At 67.6% G+C, this 14,823-nt stretch carries 13 protein-coding genes; 8 read left to right on the top strand and 5 right to left on the bottom strand.

Annotated features, from left to right (window positions below):
• The first annotated feature begins 37 nt into the window (after window positions 1-37).
• Window positions 38-2,176: a response regulator gene (locus tag B3Z70_RS02225; RefSeq protein WP_292020223.1), complete on the top strand. Its 2,139-nt coding sequence runs from the start codon at window positions 38-40 to the stop codon at window positions 2,174-2,176.
• Window positions 2,177-2,180: 4 nt separating this feature from the next.
• Here the strand turns inward: B3Z70_RS02225 and B3Z70_RS02220 are convergent, their stop codons facing one another.
• Window positions 2,181-2,834 carry a glutathione S-transferase family protein gene (locus B3Z70_RS02220; RefSeq protein ID WP_409410549.1) on the bottom strand — a complete coding sequence of 218 codons (654 nt, stop codon included), beginning with the start codon at window positions 2,832-2,834 and terminating at the stop codon, window positions 2,181-2,183.
• Window positions 2,835-2,987: 153 nt separating this feature from the next.
• On the opposite strand from B3Z70_RS02220, the gene B3Z70_RS02215 reads away from it, so the two are divergent.
• The gene (locus B3Z70_RS02215; RefSeq protein WP_292044539.1) at window positions 2,988-4,037 is read left to right on the top strand and encodes a ribonucleotide-diphosphate reductase subunit beta; all 1,050 of its coding nucleotides are present in this window, start codon (window positions 2,988-2,990) and stop codon (window positions 4,035-4,037) included.
• 105 nt (window positions 4,038-4,142) lie between these two features.
• On the opposite strand, the gene B3Z70_RS02210 is transcribed toward B3Z70_RS02215, so the two are convergent.
• A complete protein-coding gene (locus B3Z70_RS02210) occupies window positions 4,143-4,655 on the bottom strand; it encodes a hypothetical protein (RefSeq protein ID WP_292020219.1) in 513 nt (170 codons plus the stop codon).
• A gap of 153 nt (window positions 4,656-4,808) precedes the next feature.
• Between B3Z70_RS02210 and B3Z70_RS02205 the strand changes: the two genes are divergently transcribed.
• Window positions 4,809-5,072, top strand: coding sequence for a hypothetical protein (locus B3Z70_RS02205; RefSeq protein WP_292020217.1), 264 nt, complete (start codon window positions 4,809-4,811; stop codon window positions 5,070-5,072).
• A 65-nt stretch (window positions 5,073-5,137) separates the two neighbouring features.
• The gene (locus B3Z70_RS02200) at window positions 5,138-6,229 is read left to right on the top strand and encodes an NAD(P)-dependent alcohol dehydrogenase (protein ID WP_292020215.1); all 1,092 of its coding nucleotides are present in this window, start codon (window positions 5,138-5,140) and stop codon (window positions 6,227-6,229) included.
• Between the two features lie 7 nt (window positions 6,230-6,236).
• Here B3Z70_RS02200 and B3Z70_RS02195 read toward each other — a convergent pair whose 3' ends face one another.
• A complete protein-coding gene (locus B3Z70_RS02195) occupies window positions 6,237-7,709 on the bottom strand; it encodes a sensor histidine kinase (RefSeq protein ID WP_292020213.1) in 1,473 nt (490 codons plus the stop codon).
• Window positions 7,706-8,455, bottom strand: a complete 750-nt coding sequence (locus B3Z70_RS02190; RefSeq protein ID WP_292020211.1) for a TVP38/TMEM64 family protein — start codon at window positions 8,453-8,455, stop codon at window positions 7,706-7,708. The genes B3Z70_RS02195 and B3Z70_RS02190 overlap by 4 nt, the downstream gene beginning before the upstream one ends.
• 126 nt (window positions 8,456-8,581) lie before the next feature.
• On the opposite strand from B3Z70_RS02190, the gene rpmH reads away from it, so the two are divergent.
• From rpmH to yihA, 4 genes are read left to right on the top strand one after another with little or no spacing between them, the layout of a single operon-like run.
• Window positions 8,582-8,716 carry a 50S ribosomal protein L34 gene (gene rpmH / locus B3Z70_RS02185; protein WP_003164000.1) on the top strand — a complete coding sequence of 45 codons (135 nt, stop codon included), beginning with the start codon at window positions 8,582-8,584 and terminating at the stop codon, window positions 8,714-8,716.
• 30 nt (window positions 8,717-8,746) lie between these two features.
• The gene (rnpA, locus tag B3Z70_RS02180) at window positions 8,747-9,151 is read left to right on the top strand and encodes a ribonuclease P protein component (RefSeq protein ID WP_292020209.1); all 405 of its coding nucleotides are present in this window, start codon (window positions 8,747-8,749) and stop codon (window positions 9,149-9,151) included.
• The gene (yidC, locus tag B3Z70_RS02175; protein ID WP_292020207.1) at window positions 9,148-10,944 is read left to right on the top strand and encodes a membrane protein insertase YidC; all 1,797 of its coding nucleotides are present in this window, start codon (window positions 9,148-9,150) and stop codon (window positions 10,942-10,944) included. The genes rnpA and yidC overlap by 4 nt, the downstream gene beginning before the upstream one ends.
• Window positions 10,941-11,594, top strand: a complete 654-nt coding sequence (gene yihA / locus B3Z70_RS02170) for a ribosome biogenesis GTP-binding protein YihA/YsxC (protein WP_292020205.1) — start codon at window positions 10,941-10,943, stop codon at window positions 11,592-11,594. The genes yidC and yihA overlap by 4 nt, the downstream gene beginning before the upstream one ends.
• 256 nt (window positions 11,595-11,850) lie before the next feature.
• Here yihA and B3Z70_RS02165 read toward each other — a convergent pair whose 3' ends face one another.
• The gene (locus B3Z70_RS02165) at window positions 11,851-14,703 is read right to left on the bottom strand and encodes a M16 family metallopeptidase (RefSeq protein WP_292044537.1); all 2,853 of its coding nucleotides are present in this window, start codon (window positions 14,701-14,703) and stop codon (window positions 11,851-11,853) included.
• Window positions 14,704-14,823 lie beyond the last annotated feature (120 nt).

Genomic DNA, 14,823 nt, shown 5'->3' with positions numbered 1-14,823 from the left:
GCCGGGATCATTAAGACCTGCGTGCGATGCTCATTCCATGACCAGCACGACGCGCTTCATGAAACCCGTCCCGTGGCGCCTGTTTCGCCATGAAGCCGGCCGTGTCGCCGGCCCGCCCGCCTGGGCCTATCTGGCGCTGTTCGCCGTTTGCCAGTTGGCCGGTTTCTGGATGGCGCAGACCTTTTCCGTGACCATCCTATGGCCGGCCAACGCCGTGCTGGTGGCGGCCTTGCTGCAGTTGCCCCGGAAACAGGCGGTTCAGGTGATGGGGGCGGCGGTCGCCCTCAACCTTCTGGGCAATCTGGTGCGAGGCGACGCAGGGGCGGCGCTGTGGGGGAACGCCCTGTTCAACCTGATCCAGGTGCTTGTCACCACCGTTCTGGCGCGTCGCTTCGGCGGTGCGGCTCTGGACATGCGCCGCCCGCGTCGGCTGCTGCGGTTCGCCCTGGCCCTGATCCCCGCCGTCGCCCTCAGCACGGGCCTTGCGGGCCTTCTGATCCTGGTCATGGGGCACACCCCCTTTGGCGGCCTGGCCTATCGGCTGCGTTATCTGTTCGAGATGGAGGCCTTGGCCATGCTGATCGTGGCCCCCTCTCTGTTGCTGATGGCGCGCCAGCACAGGTTTCGCGCCGACGGGGTGGCGCGTCTGCCCGAGATTGCGCTGCTGGCCGGTCTGGTCGTGGGTCTGACGGCGGCCGTCTTCAGCCAGAGTCAGGCGCCGGTGCTGTTCCTGGTCTTCCCGCCCCTGATCCTGCTGGCCTTTCGCCTTTCGCCGCCCTGGACAGCGAGCGCGGTGATGCTGATCTCCGTCTGGGCGGCCGCTGCGACCCTGACGGGGCATGGGCCGATCACCTTGACAAGACTGGCGGCCACGCCGGAGATGCAGGGCGTTCCCGTCGCGATGCGGCAAATGGGCGTCTTCCATCTGTTTCTGCTGGCGCTGCTGGGCACGGCCTTGCCCATCACCACCCTGTCGAGCGAACGGCGGCGGTTGGTCGAGCGTCTGAAGACACGTACCGAGGTCGCCCTGGCCGCGCGAAGGCGCGCCGAAGCGGATCGCGCCGCGAAGAGCCGGTTCCTGGCGATGATGAGCCATGAGATGCGTACGCCCCTGACCGGCGTCACCGGCTACGCCGACCTGCTGTCGCGCAACCCCAGCCTGGATGCCGAGGGCGTGCGCCAGGTCGACGCCGTTCGCCACTGCGGCGAGGCCATGCTGCGTCTGGTCGAGGATCTGCTTGAGGTGTCGCGCGGCGGAGTCGAGGTTGCGCCCAGGGTCAATGACCTGCGAGAGATCATCGAGGACGCCGTTGCACCCGCCCGCGAGTGGGCCAGGGTCAAGGGGCTGGACTTCGACGTCCGCATCGCGCCGGAAGCCGAGGGGCGCATCCTGATCGACGCCCGGCGCTTGCGTCAGACCCTGCACCATCTGGCGCAGAACGCGGTCAAGTTCACGGCGCACGGCCGGGTGGGCCTGACGGTGCGCCGGACGGAAGACCGGCTGATCCTGGACGTGTCCGATACCGGTTGCGGCATGGACGAGGCGACGCGCGCGGGGGTGTTCCGTCTGTTCGAACAGGCCGACGCCACGACCAGTCGCGCTCATGAAGGGGCCGGCGTGGGACTGGCCCTCGCCAAGACCCATATCAATTGTCTAGGCGGGACCGTGACGGTTGAAAGCGTCCTTTGGCAGGGTTCGACCATCACCCTGACCGTGCCGGCGCCGAGCGTCGCCACGGAGGAGGAGGAGGCGATGGAGCCGCTCCACAGCCGGCGCACACGGGTTCTGATCGTCGACGACCATCCCGCCAATCGCGACCTGTTGCGGATCATGCTCCAGGCGGCGGACTGCGAAACGGCCGAGGCCGGCGATGGGGAGCAGGCCTTGGAGGCGCTCAAGGCGCAGTCTTTCGACCTGGTGCTGATGGATGTGCGGATGCCGGTGATGGATGGGCTGGCCGCCACCCGCGCCTTGCGCTCCATGGATGCTCCGACCTGCGACGTGCCCGTTCTGGCGGTGACCGCCGAGGCCATGCCCGAGGATGCGGCCCGATGCCTCGCGGCCGGCATGGACGGCCATCTGGCCAAGCCCGTCACCCAGGCCAAGCTCTACGCCGCCATCGAGGCGGTGTTCGACACGGTCTCCAAGCGGGCGGATGCGGCGCGGGCCGCTTGACGCCTCAGCCTTCCCAGCCGTCCTCGAACGGATAGCGCGTGGCCCAGAAGTCGGCCAGTTCGGGCAGGGCGTCGATCCGCCGGACCACCTCGGCCATTCGCGGCGCCTCGATATAGAAGCGCCGCCGCATCGGCCGCCAGCGGCTGACCACGGTCACATAGAGGTCCAGCATCGTCATCCGGTCGCCCAGCAGGAACCGGCCGGGCGACAACTGGCCCTCCATCGTCCGCCAGCATTCGGCGATCCGATCCTCCGTCCGCTCCAGAATGCGCGCCTGATCCTCGGGATCGTCGCCCGCCAGCCGCGCGGGAACGTCGCGCACCCAGTACATCGAATAGATCGACGCGGGGATGAAGGTCATCCAGCGCAGGAACTGACCCCGGCCCGGATCGCCCGCCGCCGGCGCCAGTCCGGTCTGCGGATGCCGCTCGGCCAGCCAGATCAGTATGGCCGCGCTCTCGGTCATCGTCTCGCCGTCCGGCGCGATGACGGCCGGCAACTGGCGCATCGGATTGACGGGCGCCACGCGGTCGCGCTGGTGATCGCCTTCCCAGGTGGGGGCGTCCACGACCACTTCATAGGGCGCGCCGATCAGGGTCAGCGCCGCCTCGACCGGGACTGAGCCGGAACCGGCCGCGCCGTAGATGCGATATTTCATCCCCAGGTCCCTCCCCAGTTTGCTGTGACCAATCTACTATATGTAGCGGGTCGAACGAAATGTGATCGCAACATAGACCAATTTCGGCTTGGCGCCGAACAGGATGAGTCGCATGGTGAATGCGTATTCGGAATCGCTCTCAGGTCCAGTTCGATGAACGCCATCACCCCGATCATCCATCCCGACCGCGCCGGTCTTTTGACCCCGTCCGCCGCCTACAAGCCGTTCCGCTATCCGTGGGCGTTCGACATGTGGAAGAAGCAGCAGCAGGTCCACTGGATGCCCGAAGAGGTGCCGCTGGGCGAGGACGTCAAGGACTGGGCCTCGACCCTGAACGACAACGAACGCAATCTGCTGACCCAGATCTTCCGCTTCTTCACCCAGGCGGACATCGAGGTTCAGGACAACTACATGGAACGCTACGGCCGGGTCTTCAAACCGACCGAGGTGAAGATGATGCTGGCCGCCTTCGGCAATATGGAGACGATCCATATCGCGGCCTACGCCCTGCTGCTCGAAACCATCGGCATGCCCGAGAGCGAGTTCGGCGCCTTCATGGAATACGAAGCCATGCGGGACAAGCACGACTATATGGGCCAGTTCGGGGTCGATTCCGACGCCGACATCTGCCGCACCCTGGCCATGTTCGGCGGCTTCTCGGAAGGCGTTCAGCTGTTCGCGTCGTTCGCCATGCTGATGAACTTCCCCCGCCAGAACAAGATGAAGGGCATGGGCCAGATCGTTTCCTGGTCGGTGCGCGACGAGAGCCTGCACTGCGAAGGCATCATCAAGCTGTATCACGCCTTCAACAAGGAGACGGGCGCCGTCACCAAGACCGTCGCCGACGACATCGTCGACTGCTGCAAGACGGTGGTGAACATGGAGGACAAGTTCATCGACCTGGCCTTCGAGATGGGCTCGGTCCAGGGCATGACGCCGGACGACATCAAACAATACATCCGCTTCATCGCCGACTGGCGCCTGCGCCAGTTGAAGCTGCCGGAAGTCTATGGGGTGACGGAGAACCCGCTGCCGTGGCTGCAGTCGCTGTTGTCGGGGGTCGAACACGCCAACTTCTTCGAGGCCCGCGCCACCGAATATTCCAAGGCGGCGACGCAAGGAAACTGGCACGGCGCCGACGGCGTGTGGACCGAGTTCGACCGCATGATGGCCCGGCGCGACATGAGCCTGGTCGCGGGCTGACACCCGTCGTCTTTCGGGCACCGCCGGGCCGGTCGAAGCGGCCGCGCCCCCGGATCGACGACGACCCGATCACCGAAGCTTCGTCGAACGCCTGAGGCGTAGCCCCTAGCGCGCCGGTCCGACCGGCGTGCCGCAGGCCGCGCGGACGCCCGACTGGCACAGGCGGACCTGTTCGCGCCAGGCGGCATAGTCGCGGTCGTACTGGTCCTGGGCGGCGCGGGTCGCCTCGGCGGCGGCGCGAGCCTGCTCCTCGCCTTGGCGGACGGCGATCTCGTGACGCGCCAGGGCGGCGTCGTAGTCCAGGCGGGCGTCGGCGTCGGCCTTGTCGGCCAGGGCGTTCTGCGCCGCGATTTCGTCGTTCAGGGCGCGGGTGGCGCGCAGCTCCTCCTCGGTCTGCTTGTCGTCGCCGGCGCGATGATAGGCCTCGCCGCGCGCCTTCAGCAGGGCGTCGCGATCGGCCGGATCAGGCAGGGCGCGCTGATCGCGATAGGCGTCGGGGCCGTCATAGGGCCGGGTCTGGGACGCGCTTTGGGGCGCCGTCTGGGGCGCGCTTTGGGCGACCGCCGGCGACGCCGCGAGCGCCAGGGCCAGAACCAGAAGCGAGGGGCGAAGGGTCATCGATCTACTCCTTGATGGAAGGCCGCTGCGGCATACAGCTTGGCCATATCCTGTCTGATGGGACAACGCCGCACGCACGAAAAGGTGGCGCGCGGTGCAGCTTCGCGGCATGGTCGGTCCAGAGCCCTTCCGACATCCGATCAGAGACGACGCATGATCCTGAGCACCTCGTCCGGCGACTTCCCCATTCCCGCCGAAGTCGCGCGCCAGCTGCCCAATGTGCCGGCCCTGCCGGATCCGGCGGCGGCCGACGCCCGGCTGCAGATCGAGGATTTCCGCCACTGGCTGGACGCCTCGCCGGAACACGCCATCGACTACGAGCGGCTGCGGCGCTGGCATCTGGTGCAGGACGAACTGGCCGCCCAGGCCAAGGCCGAGAACCGCGCCTTCGTCGTGTCCGACGACGGACTGGAATAGGCCGGGCGGGAACATCCGCGGCGCCGGGGGATTGCAGGATTATCCCCTGCACCCTGGAGACTTCCATGTTCCAATCAACCGGTTACGGCGCAAAGACCGCCCTGTCCAAGCTCGAGCGGATGACGTTCGAGCGCGACGATCCCAAGCCCAACGAACTGGTGATCGAGGTGCTGTACGCCGGGGTCTGTCACTCCGACATTCACCAGGTGAAGAACGAGTGGGCCAACACCGTCTATCCGTGCGTCCCCGGCCACGAGATCGTCGGGCGGGTGACGTCGGCGGGGGCGGAGACCTCGCGCTTCAAGGAAGGCGATCTGGTCGGCGTCGGCTGCATGATCGACAGCTGCCGGTCCTGCGCGCCGTGCGGCGCCGGGGATCAGAACTATTGCGAAGGGCCAAACGGCTGGCTGGCCACCTATAACGGGCCGATGACGCCGGCGTCGGAAACCGAGGACGGCCGCAACACCTATGGCCGCGACAACACCTTCGGCGGCTATTCCGATGTGGTGGTCGTGCCCGAGGATTTCGTGCTGCGCATCCCCGAGGGCCTGGACCCCAAGGCCGCCGCGCCGATCCTGTGCGCCGGCGTCACCACCTGGTCGCCGCTGAAACACTGGGGCGTCAAGGCCGGCGACAAGGTGGCGGTGCTGGGCTTCGGGGGGCTGGGCCACATGGCGGCGAAACTGGCCAAGGGTCTGGGCTGCGAGGTGACGGTGCTGACCTCCACGCCCGAGAAGATCGAACAGGCCAAGGCGCTGGGCGCCGACGCGGCCTATGTCGAGACGGACAAGACCGCCCTAGCCCCGCTGGCCGGCGCGTTCGACTTCATCCTGTCCACCGTGCCCGAGAAGCATGAGATCGGCGCCCTGCTGGATCTGATGAAACGTGACGCGGCTTTCGTCGTGGTGGGCAATCTGGATGTCGTGGACGGCGTGGACAACTCCAAGCTGGCGTTCAAGCGCCAGACGGTGGGCGGGTCGCTGATCGGCAATCTGCAGGAGACCCAGGACGTGCTGGACTTCTGCGCCGACAAGGGCATCGCGCCCGAGGTCGAGATCATCGACATCGCCGACATCAACGACGCCTTCACCAGGGTCGAGAACGGCGAGGTGCGCTATCGCTACGTCATCGACATGGCCACGTTGAAGGCCGCCTGACGAACGATCAGGACGGCAGGCGCAGTTCGAAGACGGCGCCTGCCCCATCCGCCTCGACCAGTCTCAGGTCGCCGCCGTGCAGGGCCGCCAGTTCGCGCGAGATGGTCAGGCCCAGGCCCGTGCCGTCAGAGGTCTTGGAGCTGACGAAGGGTTCGAACAGGCGTTCGGCCAGGCGCGGCGGAATGCCCGGCCCGTCGTCGGCGATGCGGACCACGCAGAAGCCGTCGTCGCCGAAGGCGCTGACGGTGATGGCCCCCCGGCCGCGTCGCTCGGGCGGACGGCCCGGATCGGCCTCGATGGCCTGACGGGCGTTGCGCATCAGATTGACCAGGATGCGATACAGCTGGTCCGGGTCGGCCTCCACCGCGAACCGGGCCGGCAACTGTTTGACCAGGCGCACGCCGTCGGGATCCAGCCCGGCGTCCTCGGCCGCCAGGGTCAGGGCCTTGGTCAGGACGACGCGGGTCTTCTGCGGTGCGGGCTCCTCGCTCTTGCCGTATTCCAGGACGTTGCGCGACAGGCTGGCGGCGCGGCTGAGGGCGCGCTCCAGCCTAGGCAGGGCCTTGGCGACCTGGGGGTCGGCCGACGACGCCAGTCGGTCCGACGCCATCTGGGCCGAGGTCAGCATATTGCGCAGGTCGTGGTTGATCTTGGCCACCGCCTCGCCCAGCGCCACCAGACGCGCGCGAGAACGCAGGGAATGGCGCACCTCCTCCTGCATCCGGCTCAGTTCGCGCTCGACCCGGCCGATCTCGTCGTGCCGGTCGGACGGGGCCTCGGCCTCGCTTTCGGGGTCGGCGGCGAACCGCTCCATCGACCGGGTCACGCGCCGCAAGGGACGCAGCACCAGAAGCGCCAGACCGCCATAGAGAAGCGCCCCCGCCGTCGCCGAGATCAGCAGCGACACCAGAAGACTGTTCAGCAGAAACGCCTTCAGCTCCAGCTTCAGCGGCTGGGCCGGGGTGACGATCTCGATGAAGTCGCCCGAGCGATAGCGCGGCTTGGCCTGGACCCGCAGCGAACGGTCGGGGTGGCCGAACAGGGTGCGCCAGGGGTCGGTCAGCCGCGCCCAGCTGTCCTGCTGGCGCAGGTCGATCAGTTCGGGGGCGCGCGGCAGGTTGGGGGCCTGCAGCAGCAGCCGCCGCACCCCCTGTTCGGTCAGGGCCACGGCCTGGACCCCGCCGATCCGCATCAGCTCGGCCGCCGTGTCGTCCTCCACCGCACTATAGGGCAGGGCCTCGACCCCGACCGAGGCCAGTTCGGCGGCCTGCAGCCGGTCGCGCAGCCAGCGCTCGTGGAAGGCGGCCAGGTTCGGCCCCATGATCAACGCCTCCACCGCCAGGGTGAAGGCCGCCGTCAGCAGCAGCAGCCGCGCCGACAGGCCGTCGGGCGCGCGCGGCGTCAGGCGTTCGCGCCACAGGGCCGCCTGTTCGGGCGACAGGTTCAGCCGCGCGGCGATCCGGTCGAACAGGGCGCTCATGCCGGCGTCTCCGCGATCCGCCGTGCACGGATCATCTGGAAAAGCTTTATGCCGATGGGCAGCAGCAGCGACAGGAAGACCACTCCCATCAGCGGCCAGAAGAACTGGTGCAGCAGCAGCGGCAGGTCCGGCCGCACGCCCGCGCGCAGCAGGTCGCCCAGCTGCGATCCGATCCAGGTGTAGATGAAGGTGGACGGCAACAGGCCGACGAAGGTGGCGATCACATAGGGCCGCAGCGGCACCGCCATCATCCCCGCCGTCGCGTTGACCAGGACGAAGGGCACGCTGGGGATGATCCGCAGGGTCAGGAGCGTGGTGAAGGCGTTGCGGTCGATCCCCTTGGCCAGCCGATCCATGAAACCGGCGTCCGCCTCGAACTTGGCGCGCAGCCAGGTGCCGATCGAGGTGCGATAGACATAATAGATGACGACCGAGCCGATCGTCGCCCCCGTCGACTGGGCCAGGGCGCCGACATAGGGGCCGAACATCATTCCGCCCAGCAGGGTCAGAAAGACCGGCCCCGGAATGGTCGAGGCGGTGGCCAGGGCGTAGACGGCGACGAAGGCCGCCAGCGCGATCCACCAGTGATCCCGGGCGTAGGCCTGAAGGTTCAGCCCGTGTTCGCGGATCAGATCCATCGACAGATAGCGGTTCCAGCCCAGGGCGAAGAAGGCGACCACCAGGCCGGCGATGGCCACGAGCGGCGCCAGCCGCAGGGCCCACTCCTTCGCCGTTCGTTTCGCCATAGGTCCGTCATTCCCGAATTGCCGACCGAGCGTTGACTCGCGCGATCATGCGACTTATACGCCCGCCCTTCCTGCGGCGGACGCCTCTTGCCCCGTCGCCCAACCTTTTAACGTCAGGAGCCGACCGTGAAGCGGACCTATCAGCCGTCGCGACTCGTGCGCAAGCGCCGTCACGGCTTCCGCAGCCGGATGGCCACCAAGAACGGCCAGAAGATCGTTGCGCGCCGTCGCGCCAAGGGCCGCAAGCGCCTGACGGCGTAAGCGGCTTATCGCGTCCCGGTCTCTGGACGCATGAGCGACCCTTTACAGATCAAGCGTCTGTTGCGGCGGCCCCAGTTCCTGGCGGCCGCCAAAGGCGTTTCAGAGGCGCGCGGCGCCGTGGTGATCCAGCGGCTGGATCGCGGCGACGGTTCGCCGCACATCGGCCTGGGCTTCACCGCCACCAAAAAGATCGGCGGGGCCGTGGTTCGCAACCGCGCCAAACGCCGTCTGCGCGAGGCCGCGCGGGCCATGCTGGCCCATCACGGCGTGCCCGGAAGCGACTATGTCTTCATCGCCCGCATGGGCACGACGGAGCGCGCGTGGGACCGTTTGCTTGACGACGTGAAATCCACCCTTACAAGGCTGGCGACACCCAAGGCCGACAAGCCTTCGCCCGCCCGCGCCCCTTCCGGCCAGGACCGCCAGATTCCATGAAAAACGAGAACACGCGCAACACGATCATCTTCATCGTGTGCTCGGCCCTGATCATGGGGATCTATTATTTCGCCGTCCTGCGTCCGCAGGCCGAGCGTCGGGCCGTGCAGCAGAAGGCCCACGCCGAACAGTCGCAGACGGCCGAGAACGCCGCCCGCACGGCGCTGAGCCCGCAAGGCCCCACCTTCGTCACCGACCGCAGCCAGGCGCTGAGCAGCGCCGCGCGGGTGCCGATCCAGTCGGGCACGCTGAAGGGCTCGCTGTCGTTGCAGGGCGGGCGGATCGACGACCTGTTCCTGACCGACTATCGCGAGGTCCAGGACAAGCCCCAGCCGGTGGAGCTGTTCCGCCCGCAGGGGATGCAGAACGCCTATTTCGCCCAGTTCGGCTGGACCGGCCCGAACGTGGCCGGCGGCGTGCCCGGACCCAATACCGTCTGGCGCCTGACCAACGGCTCGACCCTGACGCCGACCACGCCGATCACCCTGACCTGGGACAACGGCCAGGGCCTGCGCTTCACCCGCGTCATGTCGGTGGACGACAAATACGTCTTCTCGATCCAGGACACGGTCCAGAACCTGGGAACCCAGGCCATCACCATCGCCCCCTACGGCAGCGTCCAGCGCCAGGGCGTGCCGCCGTCGGCCGGCTCCTCCCACATCGTCCACGAGGGCGCCATCGGCACCTTCGGCAAGCCCGGCGACTATCGGACCGAGCAGAAGAAGTACAAGGACTGGCTGAAGGAGCCCCGCATCGAGAACGCCTCGACCGGCGGCTGGCTGGGCATCACCGACAAATACTGGCTGGCGGCCCTGCTGCCCCAGCAGAACGAGGCGGTCGAAACCGAATTCCGCGTGCGCGGCGAGGGCGCCGGCCAGCAGCTGGAAGCCAATCTGCTGGGCACGACCCGCACCGTCCAGCCCGGCTCCACCGCGACCGAGACCCAGCGCCTGTTCGCCGGGGTCAAGCGCGCCGAGGTGCTGAAATCCTATGAGCAGAGCCTGAACCTGCCGCGCTTCGTCTATGCGATCGACTGGGGCATGTTCTGGTTCCTGACGCGCCCGATCTTCTGGATCCTGGAGAACGTCTATGGCCTGGTCGGCAGCTTCGGCGTGGCCATCCTGGCGCTGACCGTCATCGTCAAACTGGTCATGTTCCCGCTGGCGAACAACGCCTACGCCTCGATGTCCAAGATGCGGAACCTCCAGCCCAAGATGGAGGAGATCAAGAAGAAGTTCAAAGACGACCCGCAGAAGCAGCAGCAGGAGACGATGGCCCTGTATCAGCGCGAGAAGATCAATCCGGTCGCCGGTTGCCTTCCGCTGGTGCTGCAGATTCCGGTCTTCTACGCCCTGTACAAGGTGCTGACCGTCACCATCGAAATGCGCCACCAGCCGTTCCTGGGCTTTATCCACGACCTGTCGGCGCGCGATCCGTCGTCGATCTGGAACCTGTTTGGCCTGATCCCGTGGGATCCGTCGATGGCGCCGCTGATCGGCGGCCTCTTGGCCGGGCCGCTGCATCTGGGTCTGCTGGCCATCGCCTATGGCCTGACCATGTGGCTGCAGACGGCGATGAATCCGCCGGCGGCCGATCCGGTCCAGCGTCAGATCTTCCAGTTCATGCCGCTGATCTTCACCTTCATCATGGCGCCGTTCGCGGCGGGCCTGTTGATCTACTGGGCCTGGTCCAACGTGCTGACGATCCTGCAGCAGTACGTCATCATGCACCGCTACAAGGCCGAGAACCCGATCGACGCCTTCTTCGCCCGGTTCAAGAAGTCGCCGGCGTGATCGAAGAGACCGAGTTCACGCCCGAGGAGATCGAGGCCGCGCGCATCCTGTTCGCGCGGCCGGCGACCTTCGTCATGGGCGCGGCCAAGATCGAGCAGCTGCCCGATCCCGACCTGCCCGAGATCGCCTTCGCCGGCCGATCCAACGTCGGCAAGTCCAGCCTGATCAACGGGCTGGTGGGGATGCACAAGCTGGCCCGCGCCTCCAACGAGCCGGGCCGCACGCGCGAGGTCAACTTCTTCGACCTGGACGGCAAGCTGCGCCTGGTCGACCTGCCGGGCTATGGCTGGGCCAAGGCGTCCAAGACCACGGTCAAGAAGTTCCAGGACCTGGGTCGCGACTATCTGCGCGGCCGGGTGACGTTGAAGCGGGTCTATCTGCTGATCGACAGCCGCCACGGGCTGAAGAGCGTGGACACAGAGGCTCTGGACGCCCTGGACCTGGCCGCCGTCAGCTATCAGATCGTCCTGACCAAGGCCGACAAGCTGAAGAAGGGCGAGGGCGAGAAGGTCCAGGAGGCCACGCTGAAGGCCATCTCCAAACGCCCCGCCGCCTTCCCGGTGGTGGCCCTGACCTCGTCCGAGAAGGGCCTGGGCCTGCCCGAACTGCGCGCCGAGATCATGCGCACCACCGGCGCGACCCTGAGTTAGTCCTTTTTCGTCATCCTCCGGCGACCACCGCGAAAGCGGGGGGAGACCGGGGGACCCAGCGGCGCGCGTGAGCGCGAACCTGTCGAGGACCAATATCTTCCAACACTGTGCGGCCGAGACATCGCCTTCGGCGCCGCTGGGTCCCCCGGTCTGCGCCGCGAAGAGGCGGCTTGCCGGAGGATGACGAAAAAATAACGCAAAGAAAAAGGCCCGGAGATCGCTCTCCGGGCCTTCGTCGTTTCGGTCTGCCGTCGCCCTACTGGGCGGCGGGCGCCGCCGAGCGGACCTCGACCGGGATGCCCAGGGCGTCCAGCTGCGGCTTGACCACCGAGGCGTCGCCGACCACCACCCAGACGAACTTGGACGGGTCGATGGCGGCCTTGGCGGCGGCGTCCAGCTGGGCGGCCGTCAGGGCGTTGGTGCGCGCCGCGACCGTTTCGGGATAGTCGTCGGGCCGACCCAGAAGATCGTTCTGACGCATGGCGCCCAGGACAGCGGCCGACGTCTCGTAGCTGCCGGCCAGACGGCGGGTGTTGCCGTTGATGGTGCGTTGCAGCTCCTCGGCCGTCACGCCCTTTCCGCCCGACAGGAAGTCGTTGAACTGCTGGTTCAGCGCTTCGATGGCGGGGCCGGTCTTGTCGGCCTGGACCGGGGCGGTCACCAGATAGGGCACGCGCCCGGCGAACGGATTGACCGAGGCGTTGACGCCGTAGGACCAGCTCTTGGTCTCGCGCAGATCGGTGTTGATGCGCGACAGGAAGTCGTTGCCCAACACATTGTTGGCCGCGTTCAGCACCAAGAGATCGTCCTTGCCCGACACGCCCAGAACTTCGCCGCCCATGATGTAGGACTGGGGCGACTGCGGGCGGTCGATCAGCACGATCTTGGGCGTCGCGGCCGGGATCGGGGCCGAGAAATCCTTGACCGGCTTGGCCGACGCCGGCGGGACCCACTGGCCGAAGGCGGCGTCCAGGATCGGGGTCACTTCGGACAGCGGCTTGTCCGATACGATGAAGATCTTGGCGTTGTCCGGCCGGATCCACCGGGCGTAGTCGGTGCGAATGTCCGCCTCGGTGATCGCCTTGACGCTGGCCTCGTCGCCGGCGCCGCTGAACGGACGGCCGTAGGGGCTGTCCGCGCCATAGATCAGTTCGGGCAGGGCCCGGCTGGCCAGGGCCGCCGGCTGGGTGCGCTCGGCGGCGATGCGCGACAAGCGCGTGGCGCGCAGACGCTCCAGCTCGGCCGGGGCGAAGGCGGGGCGGCGCACGACGTCGGCCATCAGGGCCACCGACGGCTGCAGGTTCGGCGTCAGGGCCGACAGCTGGATCAGCGAGCTGTCCATGGTCGCGCCGGTGGTGATGGTGGCGCCCAGGGCCTCCTGCGCCTCGGCCAGCTGGGTGGCGTTCAGCGTCTGGGTGCCCTCGTCCATCAGGTCCAGCATCAGGGTCTGCAGACCCAGCTTGGCCCGGTCGTCGGCCGCCAGACCGGCGTCGAAGTCGATGGCGATCTTGGTGGTCGGGGTGGCGTCGCGATGGGCGTAGATCACCTCCATGCCGTTCGACAGGCGGGTGCGCTCGACGGCCGGGAAGTCGACATTGGCGACCTGGCCGATCTCGGGCTTGGCCATGCGCGCCTTGCGCTGGATTTCCGGCGCCGGGGTGTGGTTGGCGCCGGACGGCGCGGCGGCCGCCTCCTGATAGGCTTCGCGCTGGCCCACCAGCGTCGTCAGCGTATAGGCCGGGCGCGTCAGCCACTTCTGCATGGCGGCCTTGACCTGGGCCGGGGTGACGGCGGCGTAGGCGGCCAGCTGCTTCTTGTAGAACTCGGGATCGCCGGCGTAGAGCTGGCCCTCGGCCAGGGCCGTGGCCTTGCCGCCGAAGCCGCCGACCTGTTCCAGCCCCTGGATGCGGCGCGACGCATACTGGGTGACGACGCGGTTGATCTCGTCCTGGGTGGGGCCGTCCGCGATCAGGCCGTTCAGGATTTCACGCATACGCGCCTCGACGGCGGCCGGGTCTTCGCCGGGCTTGACCATGGCGCTCATCTCGAAGATGCCGACGCGGTGGAAGGCGCTGTTGCCGGCGCTGACCGAGACGGCGGTCTGTTCGCCGCGCACCAGTTCGTTGTCCAGGCGCGAGGACGCCAGGCCGCCCAGGACCGAGGCCGCGACGCTGAGCGGCACGGAGTCCGCGTCCAGCATGCCCGGCACGGCCCAGCTGATTTCGACCTGGGCGTTGGACACCCGGTCGCGGGTCGTCTCGTTGACCGGGGCGGCCAGGGTGGGGACCGGCGCCTGGTTCGGAGTGTTGACGGGGCCCTTGGCGATCGGGCCGAAGTATTTGTCGGTCAGTTCACGCGCCTTGGCGGGGGTGATGTCGCCGGCCAGCACCAGCACCGCATTGTTCGGGCCGTAGTTGGAGGTGAACCAGTCGCGGACCGTCTGCATCGAGGCGGCGTCCAGATCGGCCATCGAACCGATGGTCGAGTGGCGATAGGGGTGGCCTTCGGGGAACAGGGCCTCCAGCTGCTTGTACTGGTTCAGACCATAGGGCTGGTTGTCGCCCTGACGCTTTTCGTTCTGGACGACGCCGCGCTGCAGATCCAGCGTCTCCTGGCTGATGGCGCCCAGCATATAGCCCATGCGGTCGCTTTCCATGAACAGGGCCTGTTCCAGCGCCGGGGTCGGGACCGTCTCGAAATAGTTGGTGCGGTCGAAATAGGTGGTCCCGTTCATGTCGGTCGCGCCCATGTTGCGCATCGGCGTGAAATAGCTGCCGGGCGCGTTTTCCGAGCCGCCGAACATCAGGTGTTCGAACAGGTGGGCGAAGCCGGTCTTGCCGGCCGGCTCGTCCTTGGAGCCGACGTTGTACCAGACCGAAACGGCGACGACGGGGGCCTTATGGTCCTCGTGGACCAGGACGGTCAGGCCGTTGTCCAGGGTGAACCTGGTGTAGGGAATGTCCACGGCGGCGACCAGGTCGGCGACCGGCGCGGCGCGCGGGGCGGGCGCGGCGGCCTGGGCGGCCGGCGCGGGCGCGACGGAGGCCCAGACGGGGGTGGACACCGCCAGAAGGGCGGCGGCGGCGACGAGAGAGCCGGTGCGGCGCATAGATCATCCTCGGATTTCAGGTGAACGGACCATAACGCGGGTCGGTCGGCTGGCAACGCGACGGAATGAAACATGACCAAAGCTTCATGTTCGACGTCGGCCCCCGATTGGAAAAGGTTG

The organism is Brevundimonas sp. UBA6550 (assembly GCF_002434505.1).
Classification (GTDB): domain Bacteria; phylum Pseudomonadota; class Alphaproteobacteria; order Caulobacterales; family Caulobacteraceae; genus Brevundimonas.
Note: the sequence above shows the minus strand (reverse complement) of the source record. Positions and strands in the feature narration are given on the sequence as shown.

Bases quoted from the DNA above. Each gene is read 5' to 3' on its own strand.
- B3Z70_RS02165 (WP_292044537.1), bottom strand. From the start codon at position 14,703: ATGCGCCGCACCGGCTCTCTCGTCGCCGCCGCCGCCCTTCTGGCGGTG.
- B3Z70_RS02190 (WP_292020211.1), bottom strand. From the start codon at position 8,455: ATGGCGAAACGAACGGCGAAGGAGTGGGCCCTGCGGCTGGCGCCGCTC.
- yidC (WP_292020207.1), top strand. From the start codon at position 9,148: ATGAAAAACGAGAACACGCGCAACACGATCATCTTCATCGTGTGCTCG.
- B3Z70_RS02225 (WP_292020223.1), top strand. From the start codon at position 38: ATGACCAGCACGACGCGCTTCATGAAACCCGTCCCGTGGCGCCTGTTT.
- rnpA (WP_292020209.1), top strand. From the start codon at position 8,747: ATGAGCGACCCTTTACAGATCAAGCGTCTGTTGCGGCGGCCCCAGTTC.
- B3Z70_RS02215 (WP_292044539.1), top strand. From the start codon at position 2,988: ATGAACGCCATCACCCCGATCATCCATCCCGACCGCGCCGGTCTTTTG.
- B3Z70_RS02200 (WP_292020215.1), top strand. From the start codon at position 5,138: ATGTTCCAATCAACCGGTTACGGCGCAAAGACCGCCCTGTCCAAGCTC.
- B3Z70_RS02205 (WP_292020217.1), top strand. From the start codon at position 4,809: ATGATCCTGAGCACCTCGTCCGGCGACTTCCCCATTCCCGCCGAAGTC.
- B3Z70_RS02195 (WP_292020213.1), bottom strand. From the start codon at position 7,709: ATGAGCGCCCTGTTCGACCGGATCGCCGCGCGGCTGAACCTGTCGCCC.
- B3Z70_RS02210 (WP_292020219.1), bottom strand. From the start codon at position 4,655: ATGACCCTTCGCCCCTCGCTTCTGGTTCTGGCCCTGGCGCTCGCGGCG.
- B3Z70_RS02220 (WP_409410549.1), bottom strand. From the start codon at position 2,834: ATGAAATATCGCATCTACGGCGCGGCCGGTTCCGGCTCAGTCCCGGTC.